The organism is Ignavibacterium sp., from assembly GCF_025998815.1.
GTDB lineage: Bacteria > Bacteroidota > Ignavibacteria > Ignavibacteriales > Ignavibacteriaceae > Ignavibacterium.
Genome location: NZ_AP026678.1, coordinates 850,182 through 875,150 on the forward strand (window position 1 = coordinate 850,182; position 24,969 = coordinate 875,150).

The following is a 24,969-nucleotide window of genomic DNA, read 5'->3' on the forward strand; positions in this document are numbered from 1 at the left end:
AATAAAAACCACTAATTGTGACAAAATTGATAGATTACTCAAACGCTGGATATCCGGTAATATCCTCACCAACAATCAAAGTGTGCATTTCATGTGTCCCCTCATATGTTTTAACTGATTCTAAGTTAGCAGCATGCCTCATAACAGGGTATTCATCAAGTATACCATTTGCTCCCAAAATTTCACGAGACATCCTGGCAATTTCTAAAGCTTTTTCGCAATTGTTTCTTTTTGCTAATGACACTTGAGTGAATTTCAATGTTCCCTTGTCTTTTAATCTACCTAATTGAAGATTTAATAATTGCGCTTTAGTTATTTCAGTTAGCATATAAACTAGTTTTTCCTGAGTCATTTGATAAGCTGCAATCGGTTTACTAAATTGAATTCTGGACTTTGCATAATTCAATGCAGTATCGTAGCAAGCCATCATTGCTCCAACAACTCCCCAAGCAATTCCATATCTTGCCTGATTTAGACACATTAACGCATTTTTTAGTCCTTCGGTTTTAGGGAGCAAATTAGATTCAGGGATAAGGACATTGTCAAAAATTAGTTCTGAGGTAACTGAGGCTCTCAATGAATGTTTTCCTTTCATTTCAGGTGCAGAAAAACCCTTTGTTCCCTTTTCAACTAAAAATCCTCTGACAACTCCGTTCAATTTAGCCCATACTACAGCAACATCAGCAATTGTACCATTCGTAATCCACATTTTTGCTCCGTTAAGAAGATATCCATCTGAAACCTTTTCAACCTTGGTTATCATTCCACCAGGATTAGATCCATAATCTGGTTCTGTAAGTCCAAAGCACCCAATCTTTTCTCCAGCGGCTAATTTAGGTAACCAATAGTCTTTTTGTTCTTCACTACCAAATGTAAAAATGGGGTACATGACAAGCGCACTTTGCACAGATGCAAAACTTCTGATACCACTATCACCTCTTTCCAATTCCTGCATTATAAGTCCATAAGCAACATTATTTAATTCTGAACAACCATATTTTGAAGGAAGCGTCGGACCAAATAATCCAAGTTCAGCCATTTTAGAGACAAGATGCAGAGGAAATTCGGCTTTCCTATTATATTCTTCAATAATAGGTATGATCTCATTATCTACGAATTCCCGAACTGTATCTCTTATCATTCTTTCTTCCTCTGTCAATAGAGGTTCAATTTCAAAATAATCAACACCAGAAAATTTATTCATATAACTCCATTTTTTTTTGCCAAAGTTATTAAAAGTGAGTCTATCAAACAATTTTATTAATTGTAATGAAGTAAAAAAATTAACTTGAAATTCTTCTTTATTTTCAAAATGTTTGTTTGGACAAAATGAAAAAGAAATTAACTACATATTTAATTCTTGCAAGCTACTTGGCATTATTTACTGCCAATATTTTCCATTTTCATCACATAAGTTTCAACAATAAGTTAATAAATGAAGTTTCAGAACTGAAAGAAAAATTATATACTTTTTCAGAACATTCTGCACTTCAATGTCCTGTTCAAAATAATTTTAATAGTCTTCATAAATTCAGTTCAGGTTGGTTTCAGAATTCAGTAAATGTTTTTTTAAATGATGAAGAATTTACCATAACGGGTTTTTCTTTCTTTCAACCACTTTTCTTTTTCAATACCTTCAGTCTAAGAGCACCACCAAATCTTCTCACTTAAGATTTTTCAAACAATTCCATAATTATCTTTAAGTATTTCTCAAAATTTTAAGGAGAAGAAAATGTTTTCATTTAAATATATCCAAAGGATAGTTCTATACTTTTTAGTATTGTTCGCTTTAACATTAATCTTAAATTCATGCAAAGATGATCCTTTAGAACCAGATATGGATCACTTTGAAGCTGAAGGTTTGGTTCTTTATCAATCAGGAATTAAAGTTGCTGAAATATTCAGAGGAGTAACTCAAGATACTTTATCGGCTGTTTTGGGTCAAACTTCAACGCATTTTGAGGTTAAATTCTATAATTCAAGTAAACAAGAGTTAGACCCACCAGATCATACAAAACAACCCTTTGCCTGGGAAATTCAGGACACAAGTTTGGTTGGTGTCTGGCAACATCCAGGAGAGGAAGGAAGTTATGAATTTCATTTAGTAGGAAAACAATTAGGATTAACTCAGATAGAATTCTTCATTATGCACGAAGGCCACGCTGATTTTAGGTCCGGTAAATTTCCAGTTAAAATAACTAATTGAGATTATGCAAGAATATTTCTTAGAATATCACCTTCGTTTTTTGAAGGTGATATTCTTATCACTTTTTATAACTTTTAGTAGTCTCGCTGATACAGATACTTTTATCTTAGAAGGAATAGTACTCGATGCCGAAAACTCTGAACCAATTAGCAATGCAGCAGTGCAATTGATAGGAACAGATATATACACTACTACAAAATCTGATGGCACTTTTTCACTACAAATTAGTATTCAAAGTAATTTTAGGATTAAGATTACACACCTTGCCTATCAGGAAAAATTGGTTGATATTAAATTTCAGAATGAATTGGATAAAAAACTGATTGTATATCTAATTCCAAAGATTATTAATCTTTCGACGGTAGTTGTTTCAGAGCATCGCTCTACATCTTTGATTGACGAGATTAGAGATTATTCAAACATTCTTAGAGGAAGAGAATTACAAAGGAATTTAAGTCAGACTTTAGCTTCAACTCTTAAAAATGAATCTGGTTTATCTGTCCGTTCTATGGGACCAGCACCTTCAAGACCCGTTTACAGAGGTTTGGGACAAGATAGAATTTTGATAAGTGAAGATGGAATGAAAACTGTTGACCTATCGGCAACTTCACCTGACCACGCTGTAACTATCGAACCATTTACATCAGATAGGATTGAAGTTTTAAGAGGACCGAAAATTTTAACACAAACATCCTCAACTGTAGGGGGAATTGTCAATGTATCGCGAAATGAAATTCCTCAACAGATTCACAACACTTATCATTTAACTGTTGGAGGTTACGCAGAAACTGTTAACAAAGGGTATCTTGGTGCCATCCAATCTGAAATACCTATAAATCCACTTGCAATTCGATTTGAGTTAAGCAGAAGAAATACTTCTGATCTCAGCACTCCAGATGGTTTACTAAAAAATTCTTCATCAAAAAATTTTAATTCCTCCTTGGGATTAAGTTATATAAATGATCTCGGCTATTCTGGTGTTGCTTACAGATTGTATGATTTAAGTTATGGAATTCCTGGCGGATTTATTGGTGCTCATCCGAATGGAGTTAAAATTGATATCACAAAAAAACAAATACACTTCGATTCAAACATAAAATTTCTAAACGATTCTAATTATTTCAAACTTTCATATAAAAATATTTATTATCGTCATAAAGAATTTGAATTCAGTGGAAGAATCGGTTCTGAATTTCGGATAATTACTAATCTTGCCAACATTGAATATAATCATATAAAATTATTCAACTTTGATGAAGGAATATTTGGTATCTCATTAGAGCATAGAGATTTTGAAATCGGCGGATTTGTTTTTACACCACCAACTAAATCACTCAACATTTCAGCTTATGTATTCGAGGAAATTAATTTTGGAAAAGCAAATTTAAATTTTGCTGCGAGATATTCTTTTGACGATATTAAACCAAAGGTAGAAAAACTGGATAGTAAAATCGGGTCTATTCGGGGAAAAACTTTTAATAATCTCTCACTATCTGCGTCAATACTTTACCAGCTTTCTGATATTGTATTCATTGGATCAAACATAAGTCGATCGACAAGAGTACCAACTATAGAAGAATTATTTTCAGAAGGTCCTCATTTAGCAGCTTATTCGTATGAAGTTGGTAATCCAGATTTAAGCAGTGAATCCGGAATTGGTACTGAAGTTTTTGTATATCATAAATTTGAAAAACTAAATTTTAACTTAAATGTTTTTTATAACAACTTTGAATCGTTCATTATTCCAAGAAACAGTGGTGAAATAAATTATCAAACATTTCTTCCGATCTTTAAAACATTTGGTGTTGCTGCATTGTTATACGGATTCGATGGATCGTTTAATTGGAACTTTTATGATGGATATTATCTGAGTTCCTCATTCACTTACACCAAAGGTGAATTCAGAGAGAATCATAATTCTTTACCACAAATTCCACCATTTAAAGGAACAACAGGAATTCAGTATAAAGCAGATGATTTACAATTTGGATTAGGCTTTGATTGGGCCTTTAAGCAAAATAATATTGATATATTTGAGCAACCCACTGCTGGTTACATTATTTTCAATTCATTTATTCAATATTTATTCTATATAGACGAAAGTGTTAATTCAGTTACATTAAATGTTGATAACATATTTAATAAAAGTTATCGAAATCATCTATCAAGAATTAAATCTATCTTACCAGAAGCAGGATTTAACATTAGATTAATTTATAAGCTAATGATTTAATTTGGGTTTTTTACACTTGGCTTATATATTTGGGCACAAAATTTCAGTGGAAAGTCCACTTTTGGAGAGGTGGGTGAGTGGCTGAAACCAACGGTTTGCTAAACCGTCGTACTCTGTAAAGGGGTACCGAGGGTTCGAATCCCTCCCTCTCCGCAATCCCTATGGCTAAATTCTTCACTTACATTCTTTTCTCTGCTAAGCACAACAAACATTACTTTGGACACACTTCCAATCTCCAGAAAAGAATTTCTGATCACAATTCCGGACTTTCTACTTTTACTAAAAAGTATCTTCCCTGGAAATTGATTTACTTTGAAGAATTCGATTCTCGTGCTGAGGCAATGAAAAGAGAAAAATTCTTCAAAAGTTATCAAGGTTATAAGTGGTTAAAGCAGAACAAGATTATCTGAGAGTTATTTTGGCTGAAACCAATCCCTTGAGGGACTAAACCGTCGTACTCTGTAAAGGAGTATGGCTTTTGCCATTCGAATCCCTCCCTCTCCGCAATTCCTATGGCTAAATTCTTCACTTACATTCTTTTCTCTGCTAAGCATAATAAACATTACTTTGGACATACTTCCAATCTTCAGAAAAGAATTTCTGATCACAATTCCGGACTTTCTACTTTTACTAAAAAGTTTCTTCCCTGGCAACTAATTTACTTTGAAGAATTCGATTCTCGTGCTGAGGCAATGAAAAGAGAAAAATTCTTCAAAAGTTATCAAGGTTATAAGTGGTTAAAGCAGAACAAGATTATCTAAGAGTTATTTTGGCTGAAACCAATCCCTTGAGGGACTAAACCGTCGTACTCTGTAAAAGGGTATGGCTTTTGCCATTCGAATCCCTCCCTCTCCGCAATCCCTATGGCTAAATTCTTCACTTATATTCTTTTCTCTGCTAAGCACAACAAACTTTACTTTGGACACACTTCCAATCTCCAGAAAAGAATTTCTGATCACAATTCCGGACTTTCTACTTTTACTAAAAAGTATCTTCCCTGGAAATTGATTTACTTTGAAGAATTCGATTTTCGTGCTGAGGCAATGAAAATAAATCCGAATTCACCAGCCAATAATTTTAACTCAAGATGATGTTTTTTATGAGCATATACTTTCAGCATTTTATTTCAATAAAAAGTTTTTTTCTTTAATTTTGATTTGAAATTTGAGCACTTATTTTGAAAAAAAATATTTATCTGAAAAATTTTTTATCAGCTATTATCATTTCGATCCTGCTACTTAATAGTAGTGGCTATATACTTCTTTATTTTTCATCAACACATATTATTAAAAAATATGTAATTAAAAAGTTACTTAATAGTGAATTGGATAAAGAAATAATTTTGTTATCTATAAGTAAAAATGATATAGAAGAAAATAAAGTTTCCTTCAAATGGATACATTCAAGGGAATTCAGATTTAATGGTAAAATGTATGATATTAAAAAGAATTTATCTGATGCTGACAGTCTTAGATTTTTATGTTATTACGATGATAAAGAAAATTTACTTGAAGAATTATTTCATAGCTTTTCTAAATCGGAAAGTGAAAATCATAAGCAACGAAATTCGATAAACATACTTGCATTTATTGGACTGTTTTTAGAAAAGAATAAGGAATTTGAAACTTTTTTTACCAGTACTAACCTTTCGTTAGTACTAATTGAAAATCCAATCCAACAGACCTCAGAGGTACTAACTCCCCCACCGCAAGTTCTCCTTGGTTAATTCGCTTTAGTTTAACTTTAAATAATTATTCAAGGAGAGTTAAATGAAAAAAAATTCCTTTTTCATTATTCTATTTTTTTGTTCAATTCTCACTATAGATTTCTATGCTCAAAATGAAGAGGCAAAGGATGCGAGTAAAACTGATACCCTGCAATATCAAACTGATGAGGTAGTTGTTACGGGTACCAGAACTAATAAAAAAATTATTGACATACCTTATTCCGTTATAAGATTAAGTAATAAGACTTATAGATATGATCGCAAAACTTCAATTAGTGATGTATTAAATACTGTTCCGGGTGTATTTCTTCAGAATAGATATGGTAACCACGATGTAAGAATATCAATAAGAGGTTTTGGAAGCAGATCAAATTCTGGTATCAGAGGAGTAAGAATATTATTAGATGGGATACCCGAATCTGAACCAGACGGACAAACCAGAATCGAAGCTATTGATTTTAATTCTATTGGAAGTATTGAAATAGTCAAAGGCAATTCATCTTCACTTTATACTAATGCACCTGGTGGTGTTGTAAACTTCATAAATGACATAAACTTCCCTAATAACTTTTTTGTTTTGTTTAATGATTTTGGTTCTTATGAATTGAGAAGAAATGGATTCAAAACAGGAATTAGGACTGATGATTATAGTTTTTTAGCAACCTATACTTACCATAATTACAAAGGTTATCGCGAACATAGTGAAGATTATTGGCATATATTGAACACTGTTCTCGAAACAAATCCTGGTAAAAATACAAATGTTCAATTTCTAGGTTACTTCACAACAGGATTAATAAGACTACCAGGTTCCCTTAATAAATTTGAATATGAAGCAAATCCATTTCAAGCGGCACAAAGAGAAAAGGATTTTGATTTCAGAAGAATTAGTAAGAAAGGGAGAGTTGCTTTAAGATTAAATAGTAAGTTCGGAGAATCTCTTAATAATGAAGTAGAGATCACCACTTATGGAACTATTAAATATTTTGAAAGAACCCAAAGGAATTACAGAATTATTAACAGATATGGACTTGGTGGTTCTGCCAGATATACCAATAAATCAGTCTTATTCGAAAACAGAGAAAATGAATTTTCAATTGGTGGGGATTTATTATATCAGACAGGACCAATAGAAGATTATAATAACATAAATGGAAAGAAAGGAGACATATTAAATAATTTAACTGATGAAACAATTGGTAATTCCGGATTTTTTATTCAAAATATTTTCGAACTTTACGGCAAAAGATTATACCTGTTATTCAGTGGAAGATATGATAATGTTTACTTCGATCAGAAAGACCAGTTACTTGGAAGCAGAAATGATATAAGAAGATTTGAAGCATTTACTCCAAAGGCAGCATTAAACTTCAAGATTACACCTTCTGTTTCTGCTTATACTTCATTTGGGTTAAGTTTTGATTCACCGGCTGGAAATGAGCTGGATAATTATCCACTAAGTTCCAATAATGGTTCTACGTTGATGAATCCGGATTTGAAACCTCAGAAATCAAAAAACTTTGAACTGGGAATAAAAGGAAACATTGTTGATTTTGATCAGAAATATTTTGGTAAAACATTTTTCGAAGTAACATTTTTTAATAGTGTGATTGAAGATGAAATAGTTCCTTTTGAAGTTTACGGCGATGTCTTTTACAGAAACTCAGCTCAAACAACAAGAAGAGGTGTTGAAGTTGGTGGTAAAACAGAAATACTTGAAGGACTCAGATTAACTCTATCATATACCTATTCGAATTTCAAGTATGACTCTTATTCAGCTGCATCCATCGATCTTGATTCGTTAGGGAATATTGTTACTGAAGAAAAAGACTTCTCCGGAAATTTAGTTCCCTCTGTTCCTGAACATAATTTGTTAACTTCATTTGAATATGAACATTCATTTAGTTATGATTTAACCGGATTCATAAAAGGTTCACTTCAGTATATTTCCGGATTATATGTAAACGACGCAAATGATGATAAAACAGATGCTTATACACTTTTAGGTACTACTATTGGTTTGGATTATAGAATGGGAAAAATAAATCTACTTTTATCTGGTGGAATGAATAATATATTAGATAAAAGATATGTTGGATTTGTAAATATAAATTCAACAAGCGGTAGATTTTATGAAGCCGGTGAACCAAGAACATTTTTTGCATCTTTACATATAGGATACACTTTCTGATGAAATCAAATTATCTAAAATTATTGTGTTATATTTTATTTGTTTTCACGACCACTTCCCTACCTCAGGGAAGTGGTTTAAACATTGGACCTAATTTCATTTTGTACCTTAGTAATGTTAATCAAACTGAGGTATTTATAACTGTTCACCCAACAAATCCGAATATTTTATTTGCATCGGCTAATACAATTGTGTTTCAACCATTTTTTGTAAGTGAAGGAATTTATGTAACAACAAATGGTGGAAACACCTGGTTTGGTAGCGATACCTGCAATGGACCAAATATCTCATTCCATCAAGGTGATCCTGGAGTAGCAATCGATAAAAACGGAACTTTTATATTATCACGATTGGGAAGGCAACCATTTTATGGTATCTATTCTCATTACTCTACAGATAATGGACTAAATTGGTCAGCACAAAATAAAATTACCAGTGATGGCGAATCTTTGTATGAAAGAGCTACACTTGCCTCTGATAATAATCCTTCAAGCATATACTATGGACGTACTTATGCAACTTGGGTAAAACTAAGCGGTACTTTTCCGGTAGAATTTTCTTTTACGGATAATATTTTTCAAGCCTGGAATCCTACACAGACAGTAAATTCATTTACTCAAAGATCTGCCGGACCGGACATTGAAGTTGGAAATAATGGTGAAATCTTTATTTGCTATGCATTAGTCACGAGCACATCACCTTTTAATGAAACAGCTGTTAGTTTTGCTTATTCTGATGATGGTGGGAATTCCTGGTCAGTCATGAATAATGCAATCCCAATTAATGGAATAAATGGTGTTCTGGCTCAGAAGTCTAACATTCGGGTTAATGGTTTACCAAGAATAGCTGTTGATAAATCGAATACAAATTCGAGAGGAACAATTTATATAGTAACTACGCAAATTAATCTGTTTCCAGCTGGTTCCGATCCGGATATTATCCTTTATAAATCAACTGACAATGGCCAAACCTGGTCTTCAGGAATAAGAGTAAATCAAGATGCTCTTAATAATGGTAAAACTCAATATTTTCCTGCAATAGATGTAGATAAGTATGGTGGCGTAAATATTATCTATTATGATGATAGAGCTACAACCAATGATTCTGCATCAGTGTTTTTATCCAGATCAACAGACGGTGGGATTAATTGGATAGATTATAAAATATCAGATCACAACTTTAAACCATTACCAATTGGCGGATTAGGTCAAGGGTATCAAGGTGATAATATTGATATTATAGCAGTAGATCATAAATTATTTCCGGTTTGGATGGACAATTCAACCGGGATTTATCAAATCTGGTCAGCACCAATTTCATTTAACCCAATAAGTGTTGAAAATAAGAAAAATGATCTAAGTTCCTTTGAACTTTTTCAAAACTATCCAAACCCTTTCAATCCAACTACAAAGATCAGTTGGCAAACTCCATCGGGTAGTTGGCACTCGTTAAAAATTTACGATATGCTTGGTAATGAAATCATAACTTTGATTGATGAGTATAGAGAAGCAGGTAGTTATGAGTTAAACTTTGATGCTGCTAAATATTATTTGACAAGTGGAATTTATTATTACAAACTGACTGCTGGAAGTTACTCAGAAACAAAGAAGATGGTTTTGTTACGCTAACTTATTTGAGGATTATCATTTTAAAGATTGATTTATCTGATGAAGATTTATAATCTTTATTTTGTATTTCCACTGAGTAGAAATAAATTCCCGTTGCTAAATCTTTCGCATCAAATTTCAATTCTAAACTTCCCTTCTCTACTTCACCTGAAAATAGTGTCTGAATTTTTTCACCTAATGAATTGTAAACTGCAACATTTATAAAACTGTCATCAAATAAATCTATTCTGATATTGGTAATCGAATTGAATGGATTAGGATAATTCTGATACAGCCTGAATGATTCATTTGTAATAACCGGTTTGGATTCAACAGAAGAAATAGTGGGTACAAATTTCAAAAACTTTCCATTCTCGCCAATAGCAAATCCGTGCAGTGAGTCAGTAAACACAATATCAAATACATTTATTGAATCAGGCGTTAAGATGGTTTGCCAGCTTTCACCTTTATCTGAACTAACTATAAACTCATGACCAAATGTTCCCCAAATTTCATCAGTGGTTCTGTTATCAATACCACTCGATACTCCATAGTAAGAAATTTCTTTGTAAAACCAGGTATTTCCCAAATCCGATGATTTGAAAACTGCACTTGGAAAACTTCTCTCGATATCACTGGCTAAAGTTACAACTGTTTGCGAATCTGGAAAAACCATATCAAAAAATGGATCTGCATAGGCCGAATCAGTCATCCAGGTAAAACCCCCATTAGTACAATGCCAGATGACTCCGCCACGGTCATAGATTCCTCCAACTGCAAAGCCAATAGAATCATTTATAAATCTGACTTTATGAACCGGGAAATGAGAGAAAGTCGCAGTATCTCTTGGAATCTCAGTCCAATCAACTCCACCATTTGTAGTGATAGAAAAAATATTATTATCTCCACCAATAATTCCCTTACTTGAATCAACGAAACAAATAGTATTTAATATAACATTATCCGGTCTGAACCTTCTTGATTGCCAATTTAAACCTCCATCGGTAGTATTTAGTATAAAGTTATCTACATTTATTCCATCTTCGGTTCCGTTTTCAATTGCCCATCCAATATTCACATCAAGAAAAAAAATGTCATTAATTTTAAAGTCTGGTCTGAAGTTTTGAATAGACCAATTATTTCCCATATCGCTTGTATATAGAATGTATCCACTATCTCCGGCGACCCAGATATTCATTGAATCAATTGCAAAAATGTTCTTTAAGTTCGCTGCAACCGGTGTTTGAATGATTACCCAATCTCCTGATTGAGAAAATAAGAATGAATTTATTGTAATAATTAATAACAGAATTCTGGTCATAAAAAACTAAGAATAATTCTTACCTTTATAATAAAGTTTTTGACAGAATAATAAAAAATATTTGCTTACGACCGTTTGAAAAAAATCTCTATTAAAATCAAACTAACCATAACAAAGAAAGAGAGATAAATCAAAGTTGATGAGAAAGCCATTAGATAGACAAAATTTGAATTTACAAACCTCATTAGCCAAAGACTTCCGAAAGAAATGATTATTGATACGAATGGTTCAATCATTAGAAAAGTTTTCAAGCCGTTATTCATTAATGATGAAAAATAAAATATTGAACAAACAACTGTGAATATCAGAGTGAAAGCTATTATATGATTGTGTGTAGTTATAAAAATTTCTGAGACTGGTTTTGGATAATTTTCTGCTATGTCAAATTCATCAGAAACCTGAGAGCCATTGTATCGTTCAATGGCTCCCTTAGTTGAATACGAAGTTGTGTAATATAAAAAACCTAATCCAATTAGTACTCCGAATGTTAGACTAATCAATAATGCTGCAATCATTTTCTTTAATTGTTTAGGGAATTGATAAAGTTTTAGATTCATTATTTCATTAGCCATTTAATTAACAAAGTAAGTTTCTTAATTCCTTTTGTAACCGAATTCACAGAAATTGTTGCTCCGCTGATACTACTTACATCTTTTCCAACAATAAATTCTGATTGCGCATCTTTACCTTTAAACTGACTATTCCATTCTTTGCTTTGAACAGCTCCACCATATGGTTCGCGATATTTTATAATGTCAGAACAAATAATTTTACCATTCAGATCAAACATTACCATAAAAGTAATTGGAAGAGATTTTCCATAAACATTATCAAGCAATGCAAAGCCAATTATACTCTTGTTTTCAAAAATTTTATAAAAATAAATTTCCTCTGAAAAGAACTTTTGACCTACAGTTTTTTCAATGTCGTTCTTGATATTCTTTTCAATTCTGACTTTCTCAATTTCAAATTGAATATTATTTCCAAAGCAGTTTTTCAATGCCTGATTAACTTTATCTTTGATATCCTGTGGAAATACTGTAAAACTTAGTAACAGAAATAGTAAAGTCATTTTTTTCATACTTATTGTTTCCTAAAACATATATCCAACACCAAAATTGATGAATTTACTTTTTCTATCATCAAGTTTTCTGGTTTGTTCACTGTAATCAATTTTAAATACTACTTGCTCAAATGGTTTTATATTAAGTCCAATCATCCATTCTGTAAAATGGTAAAGTTTTTCATTATCACCACCACTTAATGTTTCTGCTGCTGTATTAATATCTGAGTATCTGATAAATGGAATTATTTTCGTGCTTAAATTGAAGATCGATGCTACATTGTAACCAAGATCAAAATAATATCCGCGGGAAGCTTTTAGTTCACCAGAATTATAATTGATATTTCCAAATTCGAAAACTGCTATAATATTATTTGCATCGTACTTAGCGTGAACTTCAGATATTGTTACATCAATATTTGTTGAATCGCCTTTTGCATTATTAAATGATAATGAGCCGCCAACTTTTAGACCTGGGAAATTCAAATAATCAAGTTTAACACTGTAAAGAAATCGTGAAGCATCTGTTTTATAACCTTTCATTCTTCCAGGTCTTATTCCCTGTGATAAGGAAAATTTATCACTGTTTAGTGTCTCAAATAATGTTAATCTGTAATCAAATCCATTGTAATTGCCATAAATTGATGCCCCGCTTCCGAACCAGGTTGTAGGAATAATCAAATTATGATAAACCGGTCTTTCTGTTCCAAAGAACAAAGGTGGTTCGTGAAATTCATTTATTAATCCTATTGATGGCAAAATAATTCCAACATTAAATCCTAATAAATCTGAGTGATGATAGTTAACATAAGCTTGTTCAAGCTCCAGTTCTCCCTGTCCGTTTTTTACAAAATTATGCTCAAGCTCTACTTCAGATTTGAAAGACCATTTTTCCGACCAACTGTAACCAAAGAAAAGAACAAATCTGTGAAAGTCCCAAATTGATTTTGAAGGTGAACTCCCAATTTTTTCATTGTTGTAATGAAGTTCTCCATAACCACCTATAGTTGCTTTGGGTTCGAAAAATTCAAACTCCTGTGCAAATAGTGATTTCGATAATAAAATAGTGACTATTAGAAGAAAAAGATTTTTCATAAAGACTCCCTGATATTTTGTTATACTTATTAAGACTAAATCTAAATTACAATACAAATATACTTATACATTAGTAAACTGCAAGAGGTTACTGTGACTTAATTGATAATTTTCACAAAATTTTTTTGAACCTCAGATTAAAGACGAAGAAGCAAGATATGGGGAATATAAAAAGAAGTTGTTATTCTTATTTCACTTTTTGTTTTTCTGATTCTAACATTTGTTCTAATCGAATTACATTCAGAATCTTTTTTACGCCAAAAATTTTTTTTGCATAATCAGTAAAATATGAGTGACTTTTATTGAAACTAATAGTTTTCTCTAGCCATCCTTCATCTGTAAAATGAATTTTATTACTATATTCGATTTCAAGTCTTAGATTATTACCAACTTCAAGAAAGTCATCAGAACCAAGATGATGAAGATCAGCATCACACACAATCATTTCTAATTTGTTTTTTGGTTGCTGAGGAATTTTTGTTGCTAAAATACAAGATTCAATTTGTTGAATCTTTTTTTCCGGATAATTTTCTTTTGTTAAAAAGTTTCTTGCATATGTGCAACTTTTAATTTCGTGCCCATCACAAATATCGATGTAACCAATATCATGAAATAAACACGCAAGAATAATAATTTCTTTTTCATCATCGGTTACCTGCTCTGATTCAGAGATATTCATTGCAGCTTCAACAACTTTCTGAACATGGTAAAAATTGTGATACCTGTAATTAGCAGGACATCTCTCAGAAAGAGTATTCTTTACAAATGTTTCGGATTTTTTTATTAACTCCAGATTCATCAAATATATTTCAGATTCTTGATTGTGTATTATGCTTAATCTATTTTCGTGGCGAAACTTAGCAGCTTGATTTAGTTTAGCAAATGATAACAATCACAGAAAATAATTATTATGCGACAACTCATATTAGTAAGACATGCAAAATCAAGTTGGGATAATCCTGAATTGAATGATTTTTATAGACCATTAAATAAGCGTGGCAAAAGAGATGCGCCTTTTATGGCAAATCTGTTAGCAGAAAAAAATGTGATACCTGAGTTGATTCTTGCTAGTCCAGCTGTTCGAACTAAATTAACAGCAATTGAATTTGCAAGAAAGTTTGGAATTGCAGAATCAGAAATCATTTGGAATGATAAGCTCTATCTTGCCTCATCAGCTAAGCTCTTAAAATTCATTGTAGATGTTGATCAAAAATTTAAATCTATTATGCTGGTTGGACACAATCCCGGGCTAACTGATTTACAAAATTTTCTGTGTAATGAAGAAATTGATAATATACCTACTTGTGGAATTGTTTGTATGAGAACACAAAAAGACTGGAAGAGTATTACTGCCAAAGATTTTGAATTGGATTTTTTTGAATATCCGAAAAAATATTTTAAGAAAAGTTAATCGGTAGGTAAATTCATTTTACTTAACAATGCTTTAAATCTTTCGTCGTCATGAATTTCCTTCCACGATCTGCTACGGATAAAAATTAGTGCACCTAATTTGTCTTCAAAAGCTTTATTTAAGTATTCAAATACTTTATCATAATTTCCCAAACCAAGATAAACTAAAGCATAATCGATGGTATAATTTACTTCTGTTAACTTCTTTTCCTGAAATTTAATCTTATCAAGGCAATCGTTGACTTTATCTAATTCTCCTGACTTAGCGTAAATGTATCCGAGATTTGCTGTTGATTTAAATTCATCACCTGCAATCTCCTGAGATTTCTTAAATAGCTTTAAAGCTTCTTCCATATTTCCACTTTGATAGTAAGCCCACCCTAATCCGTTAATCGCTGCACGAAATGTTGAATCAATTTCCAGCGTTTTTTTATACTGCTCAATTGCATCTAAAATCATTCCCGCATTCAAGTACATATCACCAAGGAATGCATTTATTGGCAATGAGAGCGGATCAAGTTCATGAGCTTTCTCAGCTTCAATGACTGCCTTGCGGGTGTTGTTTATTGCCATCATGTAATAAGCATAATAATGATGTGCATCTGCATTATTCGGGCTTAGTTCCAGTGCTTTTTGAAATGATTTATATGATTCATCCCATTTCCAATCAAATAAGTTTGCCATCGCAAGTGAAAGATGACCATCAGGAAGTTGATCATCCATTGATAAAGCTTTCAATGCATATTTCTTGGCTTCTTCATTTGCGATTTGATTTGGTAATTGTCCAATAGCACCAAGATAAACATAACAAGCAGCCAATGCTGAAAATCCCTGAGCAAAATTTGAATCTATTTCAACAGATTTCTTCAGAAGTTGAAGTGATCTTCTTATATCAGTTGGTGTCCACTTATTCCAGAAATAATTTGCTTTCAAAAAAAGCTGATATGCCTCAAGATTCGTCGTTGGTATTTTTACCAGTGGTTTCTTCTGTGAATCCTGAATCTTAAGTGATTTTTTTAGAGTGCTTACAATTGTCGTTGCAATTTCGTCCTGAACCTGAAAAATATCTTTTATATCACGGTCAAATGTGTCAGACCATTTATGATAACCATCAAGAGTATCAATTAGCTGGGCTGTAATTCTGACTCTGTTTCCTACTTTCCGAACGCTTCCTTCAAGTAAGTTTCTAACTCCCAGTTGTTTACCTATTTCCCTTATATCAAAATTTTTTCCTTTGAATGCAAAAGACGATGTTCTTGAGGTTACTTTAAGTTCTTCAATTTTAGATAGTGCATTCAGGATTTCTTCAGTTATTCCATCAGAGAAAAATTCATTATCAGGTTCATTACTCATATTAACAAATGGTAAGACAGCAATTGACTCATTTCTCAGATTAAATCTTGATTCAAAATCATTTTTGTTTGGAACAACTATATCTTCACTTTGAAGAGCGAAAATTTCAACAGGATACTTTACATTCTTAAGTTCAAATAATCCTAATGATTTGGTTTTGAATTCAGAATGGTTTTTTAGTTCATCATTCACTTTGGATGAGAATAGAACACAACCGCCTTTGCTCAGTGATTCTATTCGTGAAGCAATATTAACAGTATCTCCATAAACACCTTCATCATCGTATACTATTTCCCCAGCATGGATTCCAATTCTCAAATTAACCTTAGGTTCTTTTAATAACTCAGCTTGAATTTCCTTTGCACAAATAACAGATTCAATCACACTGCCAAAAATGGTAAGAGCACCATCACCAAAGTAGTGAATAACTTTTCCAAGATGTTCAAATACTTTTTCTTCAAGCACTTTTCTATACCTGTCACGAAGTAGTTTTGCTCGTTCTTCATCTTCCTGCATCAAAGAAGTATAGCCCACCATATCGGTGAACATAACTGATGCAAGCATTCTTATTCCGTTTCTGGCTATCATAACATTTTTTATTATTCCCGTCAAAAAATATTCTTTTACATTTCAAAAGACAAAAAAAGTTTTATGAATGGTAAAAAAAGAGCCGGCATCTGGACCGGCTCTGTCAGGAAAAATTAATCTTTACTTGTTCTTCAGATAGTTTTTCTTTGATTCAGCATCAACAACTGCAATAGCTGTCATATTAATGATATCATCAACAGATGCTCCTCTTTGTAAAACATGAACAGGTTTTGCCATTCCCAATAGGATTGGTCCGATAACAGTTGCCTGTCCAATTCTTGCCATTAATTTATAAGCAATATTAGCAGCATCGAGATTTGGGAATATTAAAACATTAGCGCCACCTCTTATTTCTGCAAATGGGAAAGTCTTTTCGATGATTTCCGGAGCAACAGCCGTATCTGCCTGCATTTCTCCATCAACAATTAATTCCGGTCTTTTTTGTTTGATGAGCTTAACCGCTTCTGTTACCTTTACGGATTCCGGATAAGGTGCGCTTCCAAAATTACTAAAAGAAAGAAGTGCGATTTTAGGTTCGACATCAAATTCTTTAACTGCATCAGCTGTAGAAATTGCAATCTCGGCTAACTGATCTTTATTTGGATTAACATTTACTGTGCAATCGGCAAAAAAGTAGGTTTCCTTCTTTGCTATTACAATGTACATTCCTGAAACAACTGTAAGTCCTTCCCTAACTCCGATACATTGCAAAGCAGGTCTTATTGTATTTGGATAGCTTGTAGTATATCCGCTGATCATTGCATCAGCATCACCTTGTGCAACCATCATTGAACCATAATAATTAGGTTTTCTAATCAGATTTCTTGAATCATAAAGAGTTGCACCTTTTCGTTTTCTTCTATCGAAGAATGTTTTTGCGTAATCTTCGCATTTGTCACAATTTTCAGGATCGATAATCGTAAATTCATTCAAATCATAGCCTATTCTTTCAATTTCCTGTTTAATGATTTTTTCATTACCAAGCAAAATTGGTTTAGCAATTCCATCATTATAAACAGCATGTGCAGCACGAATAATGTTTTCTTCTTCTCCTTCAGGATAAACAACTCTCTTTGGTTTCTGCTGAGCTTTGTGAATCATAACACGAATTATTTCTTTAGACAGACCCAATCTCTCTTTAAGCTTTTCACGATAAGCATCCCAATCCATTTCAGTAATTTTAGCCACACCTGTTTCGATTGCAGCTTTTGCTACTGCAGGAGCAACATACCATAAAACTCGCGGATCAAAAGGTTTTGGAATAATATAATTTTTACCAAATTCAAACTCTTCTCCACCATAAGCTTTGATAACCATTTCAGGAACTTTTTCTCTTGCTAACTGAGCTAAAGCTTTCGTAGCTGCCATTTTCATTTCATCATTAATCTGTGTAGCTCTTACATCAAGTGCACCTCTGAAAATAAATGGAAATCCAAGAACATTATTAACCTGGTTCGGGAAATCACTTCTACCCGTTGCCATAATTAAATCATCGCGAACCGAAACTGCATCATCATACATAATTTCAGGATCAGGATTGGCCATTGCAAAGATGATTGGATTTTTTGCCATTGATTTAACCATATCTTTATTAACGACACCACCAACTGAAAGCCCGATAAAAACATCTGCATCTTTCATTGCTTCGGCAAGTGAAGCAAATCCTTTTTCCTGAGCAAATTCTTCTTTGTATTTATTAAGATCTTTTCTGTCTTTTGTAATACAACCTTTTGTGTCGAACATCCAGATGTTTTCTCTTTTTACTCCTGCTCTGATATAATGTTTGCAACAAGAAATAGCAGAAGCTCCGGCTCCATTTACAACAATTTTAACTTCATTTAATTTTTTTCCTGCCAGTTCAACAGCATTAATTAATGCTGCGCAAGAAATAATTGCAGTTCCATGCTGATCGTCATGAAACACCGGAATTTTCATCGTTGCTTTAAGTGTCTCTTCAATCTCGAAACATTCAGGTGCTTTTATATCCTCAAGATTGATTCCCCCAAATGTTGGCTCTAATAACTGACAAACTCTGATAACTTCTTTTGGATCGTGAGATGCTACTTCAATATCAAACACATCAATATCAGCAAATCTTTTAAACAGAACTCCTTTCCCTTCCATAACAGGTTTACCTGCTTCGGGACCAATATCACCAAGACCTAATACAGCTGTTCCATTTGAAACAACAGCAACAAGATTACCTTTAGCTGTATACTTATAAACATCTTCAACATTTTTATGAATTTCCCGACAAGGTTCAGCAACACCGGGAGTATAAGCAAGCGATAAATCTCTTGAAGTAAGACAAGGTTTAGTTGGTATAACCTCAATTTTACCAACTCTCTCAGAACTGTGATACAACAGAGCTTCCTCTTTTGTGATTTTCATATTAGCTCCTTTTGCATTTCATTTGTTTGATTTGTTGATTGAAAAAATTTTAGAATTGTCTGATTCAGAATTGAAAACCATAACGAAGGCCGTATCGATGATAAGAGATGCACTTTTATCCTTAATTAAGCAAGTTTAGATAAACTCAACAATTTACTATAACAAAATTACGGAAATATTTTTCTACTTTAAAAGAATGGAGAAATCATTTTAATGTAGCTTCAATCTGCAGTTTATCCGAAAGCTCTTTACCAAGATATTTGTCTATTACAAAATGGATGATATATAAAAGTGGTGTTAAAAATACAGCAATGAAAAATTTATAAATGTAATTAACTACACCAATAGCCAGAACCAATTTTAAATCCCAGCCAGCACCGATATAGAAAGCAATGAATAGAACAACAAAGCTATCAATAAACTGAGAAACTAGTGTTGAGCCAGTTGCTCTTAACCATATTTTAGAACTTCCTGTAATTGCCTTGAAATAATGAAAAACCGTTACATCAACTAATTGGCCGATTAAAAACGCAACTAATGACCCGATAATTATCCACAATCCTTGACCAAAAATTGTATTAAATGCTAATTGCATATTTAACTGACCTGATGGTGTATCTCTGATTATCCAGAAATCCGCAGGAGTTAAAGATATAGAAAAATAAACCATTGCATATGCATAAGCTATCAATCCTGCTGCGGTAAAAGACAAAAATCTTACTCCTTTCCTGCCAAAGTATTCGTTAATGATGTCAGTCATAATAAAAACTATTGGCCAGAGTAAAACGCCGGCAGTTAAATTAAATGATAAATTCTCATAACCGAATAAGGTGAGATTCAGTGGTTCTAGTCCAAGTGTTTTTTCCAGTGAAAATATTTTAACTCCTATAAATTCTGCAAGTATTGCATTAGCGATGAAAAAAGCGCCAAGTATATAAAAAAGTCTGTTTGATTTATCCTGCATATAATTTCCGATTTTTTCAACAAAATTATTGTTAGCATGTGCAATAACAAAAAAGCGGTATCAAAAGTTTGATACCGCTTTAGGAGAGAGATGAGTTATATTTTACCTTGTTCTTTCTGTTCGGGAAGTGTTTTGTCTTCTGTCTGTATTATCATTTCTTTGCTGATTCTGATTTCTGTTTGTCTCAACTTTTCTTTCATTATCATTTCTTTTTGACTCAATTTGTCTGGTTTCAGTTCTTCTTTGTTCAAAATTGCGATTTTCAATCTGTTCATTTCGTTTGACTTCATTTCTTTGCTCATTTACTCTGCCTTCATTCTTTTTCATTTCGAATGAACGGTTATCATTTCTGTTTACATTATTTCTTTCATTTCTGAATTCACTATCTCTGTCAGTCCTGGATTTGACTTCAACTTCTTTTCTTCTTTCCAAATCTCTTGAATCATTTGTTCTGGATTTTTCCTGTTCCATAGTTCTTCTTTGTTCTTCCCTATTTCTTAAATCCTGATTTCTCTCTCTTTCATTAGAATCAGTTCTGTCTTTAACCTTATCATCACGATTTATATTTCTTTCCTGCTCAGTTTGTCTTCGGTCATTAACTTCATTACGATCATTGGTTCTTGTCCTCTTAACTTCTGTAAGTTCAACTTTCTCTAACTCAAGTTTTGGTCTTCTTTCAGATCTTTCAATCTTAACATCTTTTAATGATTCCCTATCTCTTTGTATTTCATTTCTATCAGCTATAAATGTCCTGATTCTATCTTCATCTCTTCTTTTAATGTCTCCAAATTCACGAGGATCATTAGAAGTAATTAAATCTCTCTTTTCGATTTTCTGACCAGAGCGCTTTCTTACAAAGTCAAAATCAACACCTTCATTTCTTACTCTTCCATTGTGATACTTATATTCATATCGTTCTTTAGTGCGACCATAAATTCTATATTTGTATTTAGAAGGAACATAATAATTATAAACATAAGGATTGCAGAAATGTTTATAAGTTACAAAATGCCAATGTGTGTAAGGAACATAATATTCATAAGTAACTCTGATTCCGAAATTTATTGAGAACACAGCATAAGGATGTAAAGGAGCCCAACCTATATAATCATCATCATATCTCCATTCTACCCAGGCTGGAGCCCACTCGTCATCAGGAATCCATATCCATCCATAATAGTCATCATAATACCATCTTCCGTAATGGAAAACTATATGTCCAAATGGCTCGTATGAATCCCAATACCAGCCGTAATCTGTCCAAATCCATCTTCCTATTTTGTAAGGAGCCCAATTTCGTTTTATGATGGTAGGTCTCCAGGCAACAACTCCATAATCAATTTCTATCCAGGTGCCGTAGGGACTTAAATTAGTGTAGAAATAACCACCAACTCTTTGGTAGTAATTTGTGCTGGCTTCTGCATTAGCAGTTAAACCGATAAATAAGAAAACTAATATTGCAATTAACTTTTTCATAATTTTCTCCTTTCATTTGCATTTCTTAAAAGCCAATAACCATGCCAGTTAAAAATGTTTTATTTTCAATAAAGAGATAATTAGATGAAATGAATTGTCTGCTTAACTAAACAAAAGTGTTTAATTTATCTGCTAATGCGACGGTCTTTCCATCTGTAGTTGCCAAAAGCTCCGCTTAATCCAGCAATTATGATGTAAGGAATGTGAAATAGTTCGGCAAGTAAGAATACATTAAGAATATTTTTATCAAATAATAATTCTATACCTTTTTTTAGAATTAAAAATTCAACTAAAATTTTGGCGATCAATGAAACAGTGAAAGAGATTAAAAATATTGAATGAACTGTCAATCCAAGGATTGGTTGAATAACAAGAGCAATGTAAAACAGGTAAATCAGAACTAATTTCATAACGAGCATTTTATTTTTATAGAATAATCCTTTACTTGCCCAGCGTTTTCTTTGTTGATAGAAATTCTTCAAAGTCTCATTTGGTTCAGTTTCTACAATAGCATTTTTATTAAGAGCAAATTTGATTTGATAATCTGTATCCCTGAAAATTTTTTGCATCAGGAGTTCATCATCACCAGATGAAAGATTCATTTGAAATGAAAAACCTCCAACTAAATCAAAAGCTTTTCTTCTGTATGCTATGTTTGCAGCATTGCATATAGTCGGATTATTACTTCCGATAAGACCAGCTCCTGTAATAACCAAACCAGCAAATTCTAATTCCTGTAGTCGGCTAAACAAACTTTTTCCTTCGAAAAATTTAACAGGACCGGAAACAAATCCTGTCTTATCATCAAAAAAAGATAATAAAGTTTTGAGCCAGCTTTTTTTATGAATGCAATCAGCATCTGTAGTGACAATAATTTCTCCTTTAGAATTTTCTATTCCAAATCTGATCGCTCTCTTTTTATGAGCATTAACTAAATAATCATCAGGTACCGTAATCACTCTGATGTTGTATCTGCTTATATTTTTTTCCAGAAGCTCTTTTGATTTATCAACTGAATTATCATCAATAAAAATTACCTCAAATTTATCTGTAGGATAATCTTGAGATTCAACAGACTTCAAGACTTGTAATATGTTTTTCTCCTCATTTCTAAAGGGAATAAGTACTGTTACAAATTCATCCGGAATTTTTATCTGAGTGTCGGAACTTAATTTTTTCAAACCTAAATAAACTCTGAAAAGAAAAAGCAGATAATGAATCAACAATAGAAGGAAGAACAGAAGCAGTAAATTTTCAATCATCATTTTTTCTGAAGATTAGAATCAAACCGACTAAAGACGGCAATAAAACATTAATTAGAAATAAAAATATTGAAGCATTAAAACCCACTGAAGCAGACTCACCAAATTGCTGAATAAAAAATACCGAAGCACCTTCACGAATTCCTAATTCACTAAAACTTACTGGTGGAATTACTGTTTTGGAAAACATAGTAAGATTTCCTGCCCAGAGGTAATTCAGAAAAGATGAGTTGTGCGAGAATGCAGCAACTAAAATTGCATACTGAAAAATGTAACAACCATAAAAAAGTATCGAAAGCAAAATCATCTTTGCTGAATAATTTTTATCAAGATTTCTAAGTACAGAAAATTTTTCAAAATATTTTGATAATCTTTTTGAATCTCTGAGTTTATTAAAAAGAAAATTATCCCAGAACTTTTCATTGAAGATTACTAATATTACAAAATAGAAAAGTGAAAAAAGAACAATAAACAAACTGACAGTAACATAAATACTTACTTCATAAAAATAATGTATAAACAATACACTCGATACTGATCCAAAAATCGCTACAATTAAAAGTGGAAAGAATTTATCCAGTAATGTTGCTAATGTAACTTTTAATAAAGAATGATCTTTAAATACAATTGCTCTCCCAAAATACTCTCCTATTCTTGCAGGCGTAAATACCGCAGCAGAAAATCCCTGGAACAATGAATAAAGGACTTTCCGATTATCTGAATTGTTTAATATTAAAGATGAAGTTAGCTTCCACTTGTAATACTGAAGATATAAATTCAAAAAGCTTAGCAATAAGACAGGAATTATCAAACTAACATCAGCATCATAAATTGCAGAGATGATTTCATTAAAATTAACTGAGCTGATGATGTAATAAAGCAGTCCTGATGCGATTATTATCTTTCCGGATAGAATTAAAAAACTTTTATACTTTACAACCTGCTCACTCAAAACAAAATTATTTTTGAATGGTTCTGTCATTGCTCAATTTCAAGAATGTTGATTTTTAATCCTTCAGTACAGTTTGTGCACATTTTGTTTTGTTTTCTATCAGTTAAAATCGACTGCCGAAAATTATTATAATTTTCCGATAACCAAATGTCTTTCACTGATTTTCCATTAAGTACACCAAGAGAAAATTCAGCATCTTTATCAAAACAGCAAGGAACAAGTTTTCCATCCCAGGTTATTACTGCAGTACGCCATAGAGCAAAGCAATGATTTTTAATCTCAGCTTTAATTCTGAATGAATTATTTTCTATAACATATCGCCTGTATTTTTTATTTGTTGGAAGAAATTTAACAGCATTTTCATAAGAGGAGATCTGCATTGTTTTAAATACGAGTTTATCAACTCCAACTTCTTTACAATATCTTTTTACATCTTCAAGCAAATGTTCATTTTGTTTCATCACGATAAACTGAAATTCGATAAAAGGTCTTTTCTGCCTAAGCTCTTTTTTTCTTCTGACCAATGTTCTCAAAGCCGAATCCACCTGGGCAAAAGTTCCTCCAACACGATAGTTCTGATATGATTCTTCATCAAGCCCATCAACTGAATAAATTAGTTTATCAGGTGCTGATTCCAGAACTTTATCAACATTATTTTCATTAATAAAATGACCATTGGTGCTGATTGATACATAAATTTTATTGTCCTGTGCATATCTAATCATTTCAGGCAAATTTTTATTAATGTAAGGTTCACCCTGAAAAAACAACTGAACATAAAAACCTGTTTCCTTAATTTCATCAATCCATTTTTTGAAGTCATCGGTTTTTAGCAAACCAAGTGGACGAGTCAGTATCCCAAGACCACTCGGACATTCAGGACATTTTAAGTTGCAATGATTTGTCGGTTCAATAGAATATGAAATTGGCATTCCCCACACGATTGGTTTCCTGATAATTCGTGATAACCAAAAAGATAAAAGAATTCTTATAGCATTAAATAATCTTTTTACAGTAAAATATTTTAATAAATTGATTTCCATCTTCAGATGTTTTTTTCTTTGCGAAGATAGTAATTCTAAAACTTGATTGAAAAGATAAATCACTAACAAGCTCACTATTATTGTCAAC

General features: G+C 32.3%; 23 protein-coding genes and 1 tRNA gene. 11 read left to right on the forward strand and 13 right to left on the reverse strand.

The features are described from left to right. Positions 1-34 precede the first annotated feature (34 nt). Positions 35-1,204: an acyl-CoA dehydrogenase family protein gene (locus Q0X14_RS03650; protein WP_297842566.1), complete on the reverse strand. Its 1,170-nt coding sequence runs from the start codon at positions 1,202-1,204 to the stop codon at positions 35-37. A 125-nt stretch (positions 1,205-1,329) separates the two neighbouring features. Between Q0X14_RS03650 and Q0X14_RS03655 the strand changes: the two genes are divergently transcribed. The 10 genes from Q0X14_RS03655 (at position 1,330) to Q0X14_RS03700 (ending at position 9,984) form a co-directional block, all read left to right on the forward strand. After that, entirely contained in the window at positions 1,330-1,671 is a 342-nt protein-coding gene (locus tag Q0X14_RS03655; protein ID WP_297842567.1) for a hypothetical protein, read from the forward strand. 61 nt (positions 1,672-1,732) lie between these two features. Continuing rightward, a complete protein-coding gene (locus Q0X14_RS03660; protein ID WP_297842568.1) occupies positions 1,733-2,206 on the forward strand; it encodes a hypothetical protein in 474 nt (157 codons plus the stop codon). 4 nt (positions 2,207-2,210) lie between these two features. After that, positions 2,211-4,439 (forward strand): TonB-dependent receptor, encoded by a 2,229-nt coding sequence (locus tag Q0X14_RS03665; protein ID WP_297842570.1) that lies wholly within the window; start codon positions 2,211-2,213, stop codon positions 4,437-4,439. A 63-nt stretch (positions 4,440-4,502) separates the two neighbouring features. Then, positions 4,503-4,592: transfer RNA gene (locus Q0X14_RS03670), tRNA-Ser, on the forward strand. 8 nt (positions 4,593-4,600) lie between these two features. After that, a complete protein-coding gene (locus Q0X14_RS03675) occupies positions 4,601-4,849 on the forward strand; it encodes a GIY-YIG nuclease family protein (RefSeq protein ID WP_297842572.1) in 249 nt (82 codons plus the stop codon). A gap of 102 nt (positions 4,850-4,951) precedes the next feature. After that, a complete protein-coding gene (locus Q0X14_RS03680) occupies positions 4,952-5,200 on the forward strand; it encodes a GIY-YIG nuclease family protein (RefSeq protein WP_297842574.1) in 249 nt (82 codons plus the stop codon). 102 nt (positions 5,201-5,302) lie between these two features. Beyond that, entirely contained in the window at positions 5,303-5,530 is a 228-nt protein-coding gene (locus tag Q0X14_RS03685) for a GIY-YIG nuclease family protein (RefSeq protein ID WP_297842576.1), read from the forward strand. 86 nt (positions 5,531-5,616) lie between these two features. Beyond that, complete coding sequence (locus Q0X14_RS03690) at positions 5,617-6,165, forward strand: hypothetical protein (protein ID WP_297842578.1); 549 nt, start codon at positions 5,617-5,619, stop codon at positions 6,163-6,165. Positions 6,166-6,208: 43 nt separating this feature from the next. Further along, on the forward strand, positions 6,209-8,356 hold the full coding sequence (locus Q0X14_RS03695) for a TonB-dependent receptor (protein ID WP_297842582.1): 2,148 nt from the start codon (positions 6,209-6,211) through the stop codon (positions 8,354-8,356). Further along, a complete protein-coding gene (locus Q0X14_RS03700; protein WP_297842585.1) occupies positions 8,356-9,984 on the forward strand; it encodes a T9SS type A sorting domain-containing protein in 1,629 nt (542 codons plus the stop codon). The genes Q0X14_RS03695 and Q0X14_RS03700 overlap by 1 nt, the downstream gene beginning before the upstream one ends. A 1-nt stretch (position 9,985) precedes the next feature. On the opposite strand, the gene Q0X14_RS03705 is transcribed toward Q0X14_RS03700, so the two are convergent. From Q0X14_RS03705 to Q0X14_RS03725, 5 genes are all read right to left on the reverse strand, one after another. After that, the gene (locus Q0X14_RS03705) at positions 9,986-11,284 is read right to left on the reverse strand and encodes a YCF48-related protein (protein WP_297842586.1); all 1,299 of its coding nucleotides are present in this window, start codon (positions 11,282-11,284) and stop codon (positions 9,986-9,988) included. A 65-nt stretch (positions 11,285-11,349) separates the two neighbouring features. Then, a complete protein-coding gene (locus Q0X14_RS03710) occupies positions 11,350-11,856 on the reverse strand; it encodes a hypothetical protein (RefSeq protein WP_297842588.1) in 507 nt (168 codons plus the stop codon). Continuing rightward, positions 11,841-12,365, reverse strand: coding sequence for an FMN-binding protein (locus Q0X14_RS03715; RefSeq protein WP_297842590.1), 525 nt, complete (start codon positions 12,363-12,365; stop codon positions 11,841-11,843). The genes Q0X14_RS03710 and Q0X14_RS03715 overlap by 16 nt, the downstream gene beginning before the upstream one ends. A gap of 12 nt (positions 12,366-12,377) precedes the next feature. Further along, positions 12,378-13,442 carry a hypothetical protein gene (locus Q0X14_RS03720; protein ID WP_297842594.1) on the reverse strand — a complete coding sequence of 355 codons (1,065 nt, stop codon included), beginning with the start codon at positions 13,440-13,442 and terminating at the stop codon, positions 12,378-12,380. Between the two features lie 187 nt (positions 13,443-13,629). Then, a complete protein-coding gene (locus tag Q0X14_RS03725) occupies positions 13,630-14,241 on the reverse strand; it encodes an HD domain-containing protein (RefSeq protein ID WP_297842597.1) in 612 nt (203 codons plus the stop codon). Between the two features lie 111 nt (positions 14,242-14,352). Between Q0X14_RS03725 and Q0X14_RS03730 the strand changes: the two genes are divergently transcribed. Continuing rightward, entirely contained in the window at positions 14,353-14,853 is a 501-nt protein-coding gene (locus tag Q0X14_RS03730; RefSeq protein WP_297842600.1) for a histidine phosphatase family protein, read from the forward strand. Here Q0X14_RS03730 and Q0X14_RS03735 read toward each other — a convergent pair. From Q0X14_RS03735 to Q0X14_RS03765, 7 genes are all read right to left on the reverse strand, one after another. Further along, positions 14,850-16,793 carry an adenylate/guanylate cyclase domain-containing protein gene (locus Q0X14_RS03735; RefSeq protein ID WP_297842603.1) on the reverse strand — a complete coding sequence of 648 codons (1,944 nt, stop codon included), beginning with the start codon at positions 16,791-16,793 and terminating at the stop codon, positions 14,850-14,852. The genes Q0X14_RS03730 and Q0X14_RS03735 overlap by 4 nt on opposite strands. A gap of 120 nt (positions 16,794-16,913) precedes the next feature. After that, a complete protein-coding gene (gene pta / locus Q0X14_RS03740; RefSeq protein ID WP_297842607.1) occupies positions 16,914-19,184 on the reverse strand; it encodes a phosphate acetyltransferase in 2,271 nt (756 codons plus the stop codon). Positions 19,185-19,389: 205 nt separating this feature from the next. After that, positions 19,390-20,148 carry a queuosine precursor transporter gene (locus Q0X14_RS03745; RefSeq protein WP_297842610.1) on the reverse strand — a complete coding sequence of 253 codons (759 nt, stop codon included), beginning with the start codon at positions 20,146-20,148 and terminating at the stop codon, positions 19,390-19,392. 102 nt (positions 20,149-20,250) lie between these two features. After that, complete coding sequence (locus Q0X14_RS03750) at positions 20,251-21,624, reverse strand: DUF6600 domain-containing protein (RefSeq protein ID WP_297842613.1); 1,374 nt, start codon at positions 21,622-21,624, stop codon at positions 20,251-20,253. Between the two features lie 125 nt (positions 21,625-21,749). After that, on the reverse strand, positions 21,750-22,886 hold the full coding sequence (locus tag Q0X14_RS03755; RefSeq protein WP_297842615.1) for a glycosyltransferase: 1,137 nt from the start codon (positions 22,884-22,886) through the stop codon (positions 21,750-21,752). Continuing rightward, positions 22,879-23,868: a lysylphosphatidylglycerol synthase transmembrane domain-containing protein gene (locus Q0X14_RS03760; protein ID WP_297842617.1), complete on the reverse strand. Its 990-nt coding sequence runs from the start codon at positions 23,866-23,868 to the stop codon at positions 22,879-22,881. Before Q0X14_RS03760 ends, Q0X14_RS03755 begins: the two co-directional genes overlap by 8 nt. Continuing rightward, positions 23,865-24,881: a radical SAM protein gene (locus tag Q0X14_RS03765; protein ID WP_297842620.1), complete on the reverse strand. Its 1,017-nt coding sequence runs from the start codon at positions 24,879-24,881 to the stop codon at positions 23,865-23,867. Before Q0X14_RS03765 ends, Q0X14_RS03760 begins: the two co-directional genes overlap by 4 nt. Between the last annotated feature and the right edge of the window lie 88 nt (positions 24,882-24,969).

Bases quoted from the DNA above. Each gene is read 5' to 3' on its own strand.
- Q0X14_RS03650 (WP_297842566.1), bottom strand. From the start codon at position 1,204: ATGAATAAATTTTCTGGTGTTGATTATTTTGAAATTGAACCTCTATTG.
- Q0X14_RS03655 (WP_297842567.1), top strand. From the start codon at position 1,330: ATGAAAAAGAAATTAACTACATATTTAATTCTTGCAAGCTACTTGGCA.
- Q0X14_RS03660 (WP_297842568.1), top strand. From the start codon at position 1,733: ATGTTTTCATTTAAATATATCCAAAGGATAGTTCTATACTTTTTAGTA.
- Q0X14_RS03665 (WP_297842570.1), top strand. From the start codon at position 2,211: ATGCAAGAATATTTCTTAGAATATCACCTTCGTTTTTTGAAGGTGATA.
- Q0X14_RS03675 (WP_297842572.1), top strand. From the start codon at position 4,601: ATGGCTAAATTCTTCACTTACATTCTTTTCTCTGCTAAGCACAACAAA.
- Q0X14_RS03680 (WP_297842574.1), top strand. From the start codon at position 4,952: ATGGCTAAATTCTTCACTTACATTCTTTTCTCTGCTAAGCATAATAAA.
- Q0X14_RS03685 (WP_297842576.1), top strand. From the start codon at position 5,303: ATGGCTAAATTCTTCACTTATATTCTTTTCTCTGCTAAGCACAACAAA.
- Q0X14_RS03695 (WP_297842582.1), top strand. From the start codon at position 6,209: ATGAAAAAAAATTCCTTTTTCATTATTCTATTTTTTTGTTCAATTCTC.
- Q0X14_RS03700 (WP_297842585.1), top strand. From the start codon at position 8,356: ATGAAATCAAATTATCTAAAATTATTGTGTTATATTTTATTTGTTTTC.
- Q0X14_RS03705 (WP_297842586.1), bottom strand. From the start codon at position 11,284: ATGACCAGAATTCTGTTATTAATTATTACAATAAATTCATTCTTATTT.
- Q0X14_RS03710 (WP_297842588.1), bottom strand. From the start codon at position 11,856: ATGGCTAATGAAATAATGAATCTAAAACTTTATCAATTCCCTAAACAA.
- Q0X14_RS03715 (WP_297842590.1), bottom strand. From the start codon at position 12,365: ATGAAAAAAATGACTTTACTATTTCTGTTACTAAGTTTTACAGTATTT.
- Q0X14_RS03720 (WP_297842594.1), bottom strand. From the start codon at position 13,442: ATGAAAAATCTTTTTCTTCTAATAGTCACTATTTTATTATCGAAATCA.
- Q0X14_RS03725 (WP_297842597.1), bottom strand. From the start codon at position 14,241: ATGAATCTGGAGTTAATAAAAAAATCCGAAACATTTGTAAAGAATACT.
- Q0X14_RS03730 (WP_297842600.1), top strand. From the start codon at position 14,353: ATGCGACAACTCATATTAGTAAGACATGCAAAATCAAGTTGGGATAAT.
- Q0X14_RS03735 (WP_297842603.1), bottom strand. From the start codon at position 16,793: ATGATAGCCAGAAACGGAATAAGAATGCTTGCATCAGTTATGTTCACC.
- pta (WP_297842607.1), bottom strand. From the start codon at position 19,184: ATGAAAATCACAAAAGAGGAAGCTCTGTTGTATCACAGTTCTGAGAGA.
- Q0X14_RS03745 (WP_297842610.1), bottom strand. From the start codon at position 20,148: ATGCAGGATAAATCAAACAGACTTTTTTATATACTTGGCGCTTTTTTC.
- Q0X14_RS03750 (WP_297842613.1), bottom strand. From the start codon at position 21,624: ATGAAAAAGTTAATTGCAATATTAGTTTTCTTATTTATCGGTTTAACT.
- Q0X14_RS03755 (WP_297842615.1), bottom strand. From the start codon at position 22,886: ATGATTGAAAATTTACTGCTTCTGTTCTTCCTTCTATTGTTGATTCAT.
- Q0X14_RS03760 (WP_297842617.1), bottom strand. From the start codon at position 23,868: ATGACAGAACCATTCAAAAATAATTTTGTTTTGAGTGAGCAGGTTGTA.
- Q0X14_RS03765 (WP_297842620.1), bottom strand. From the start codon at position 24,881: ATGGAAATCAATTTATTAAAATATTTTACTGTAAAAAGATTATTTAAT.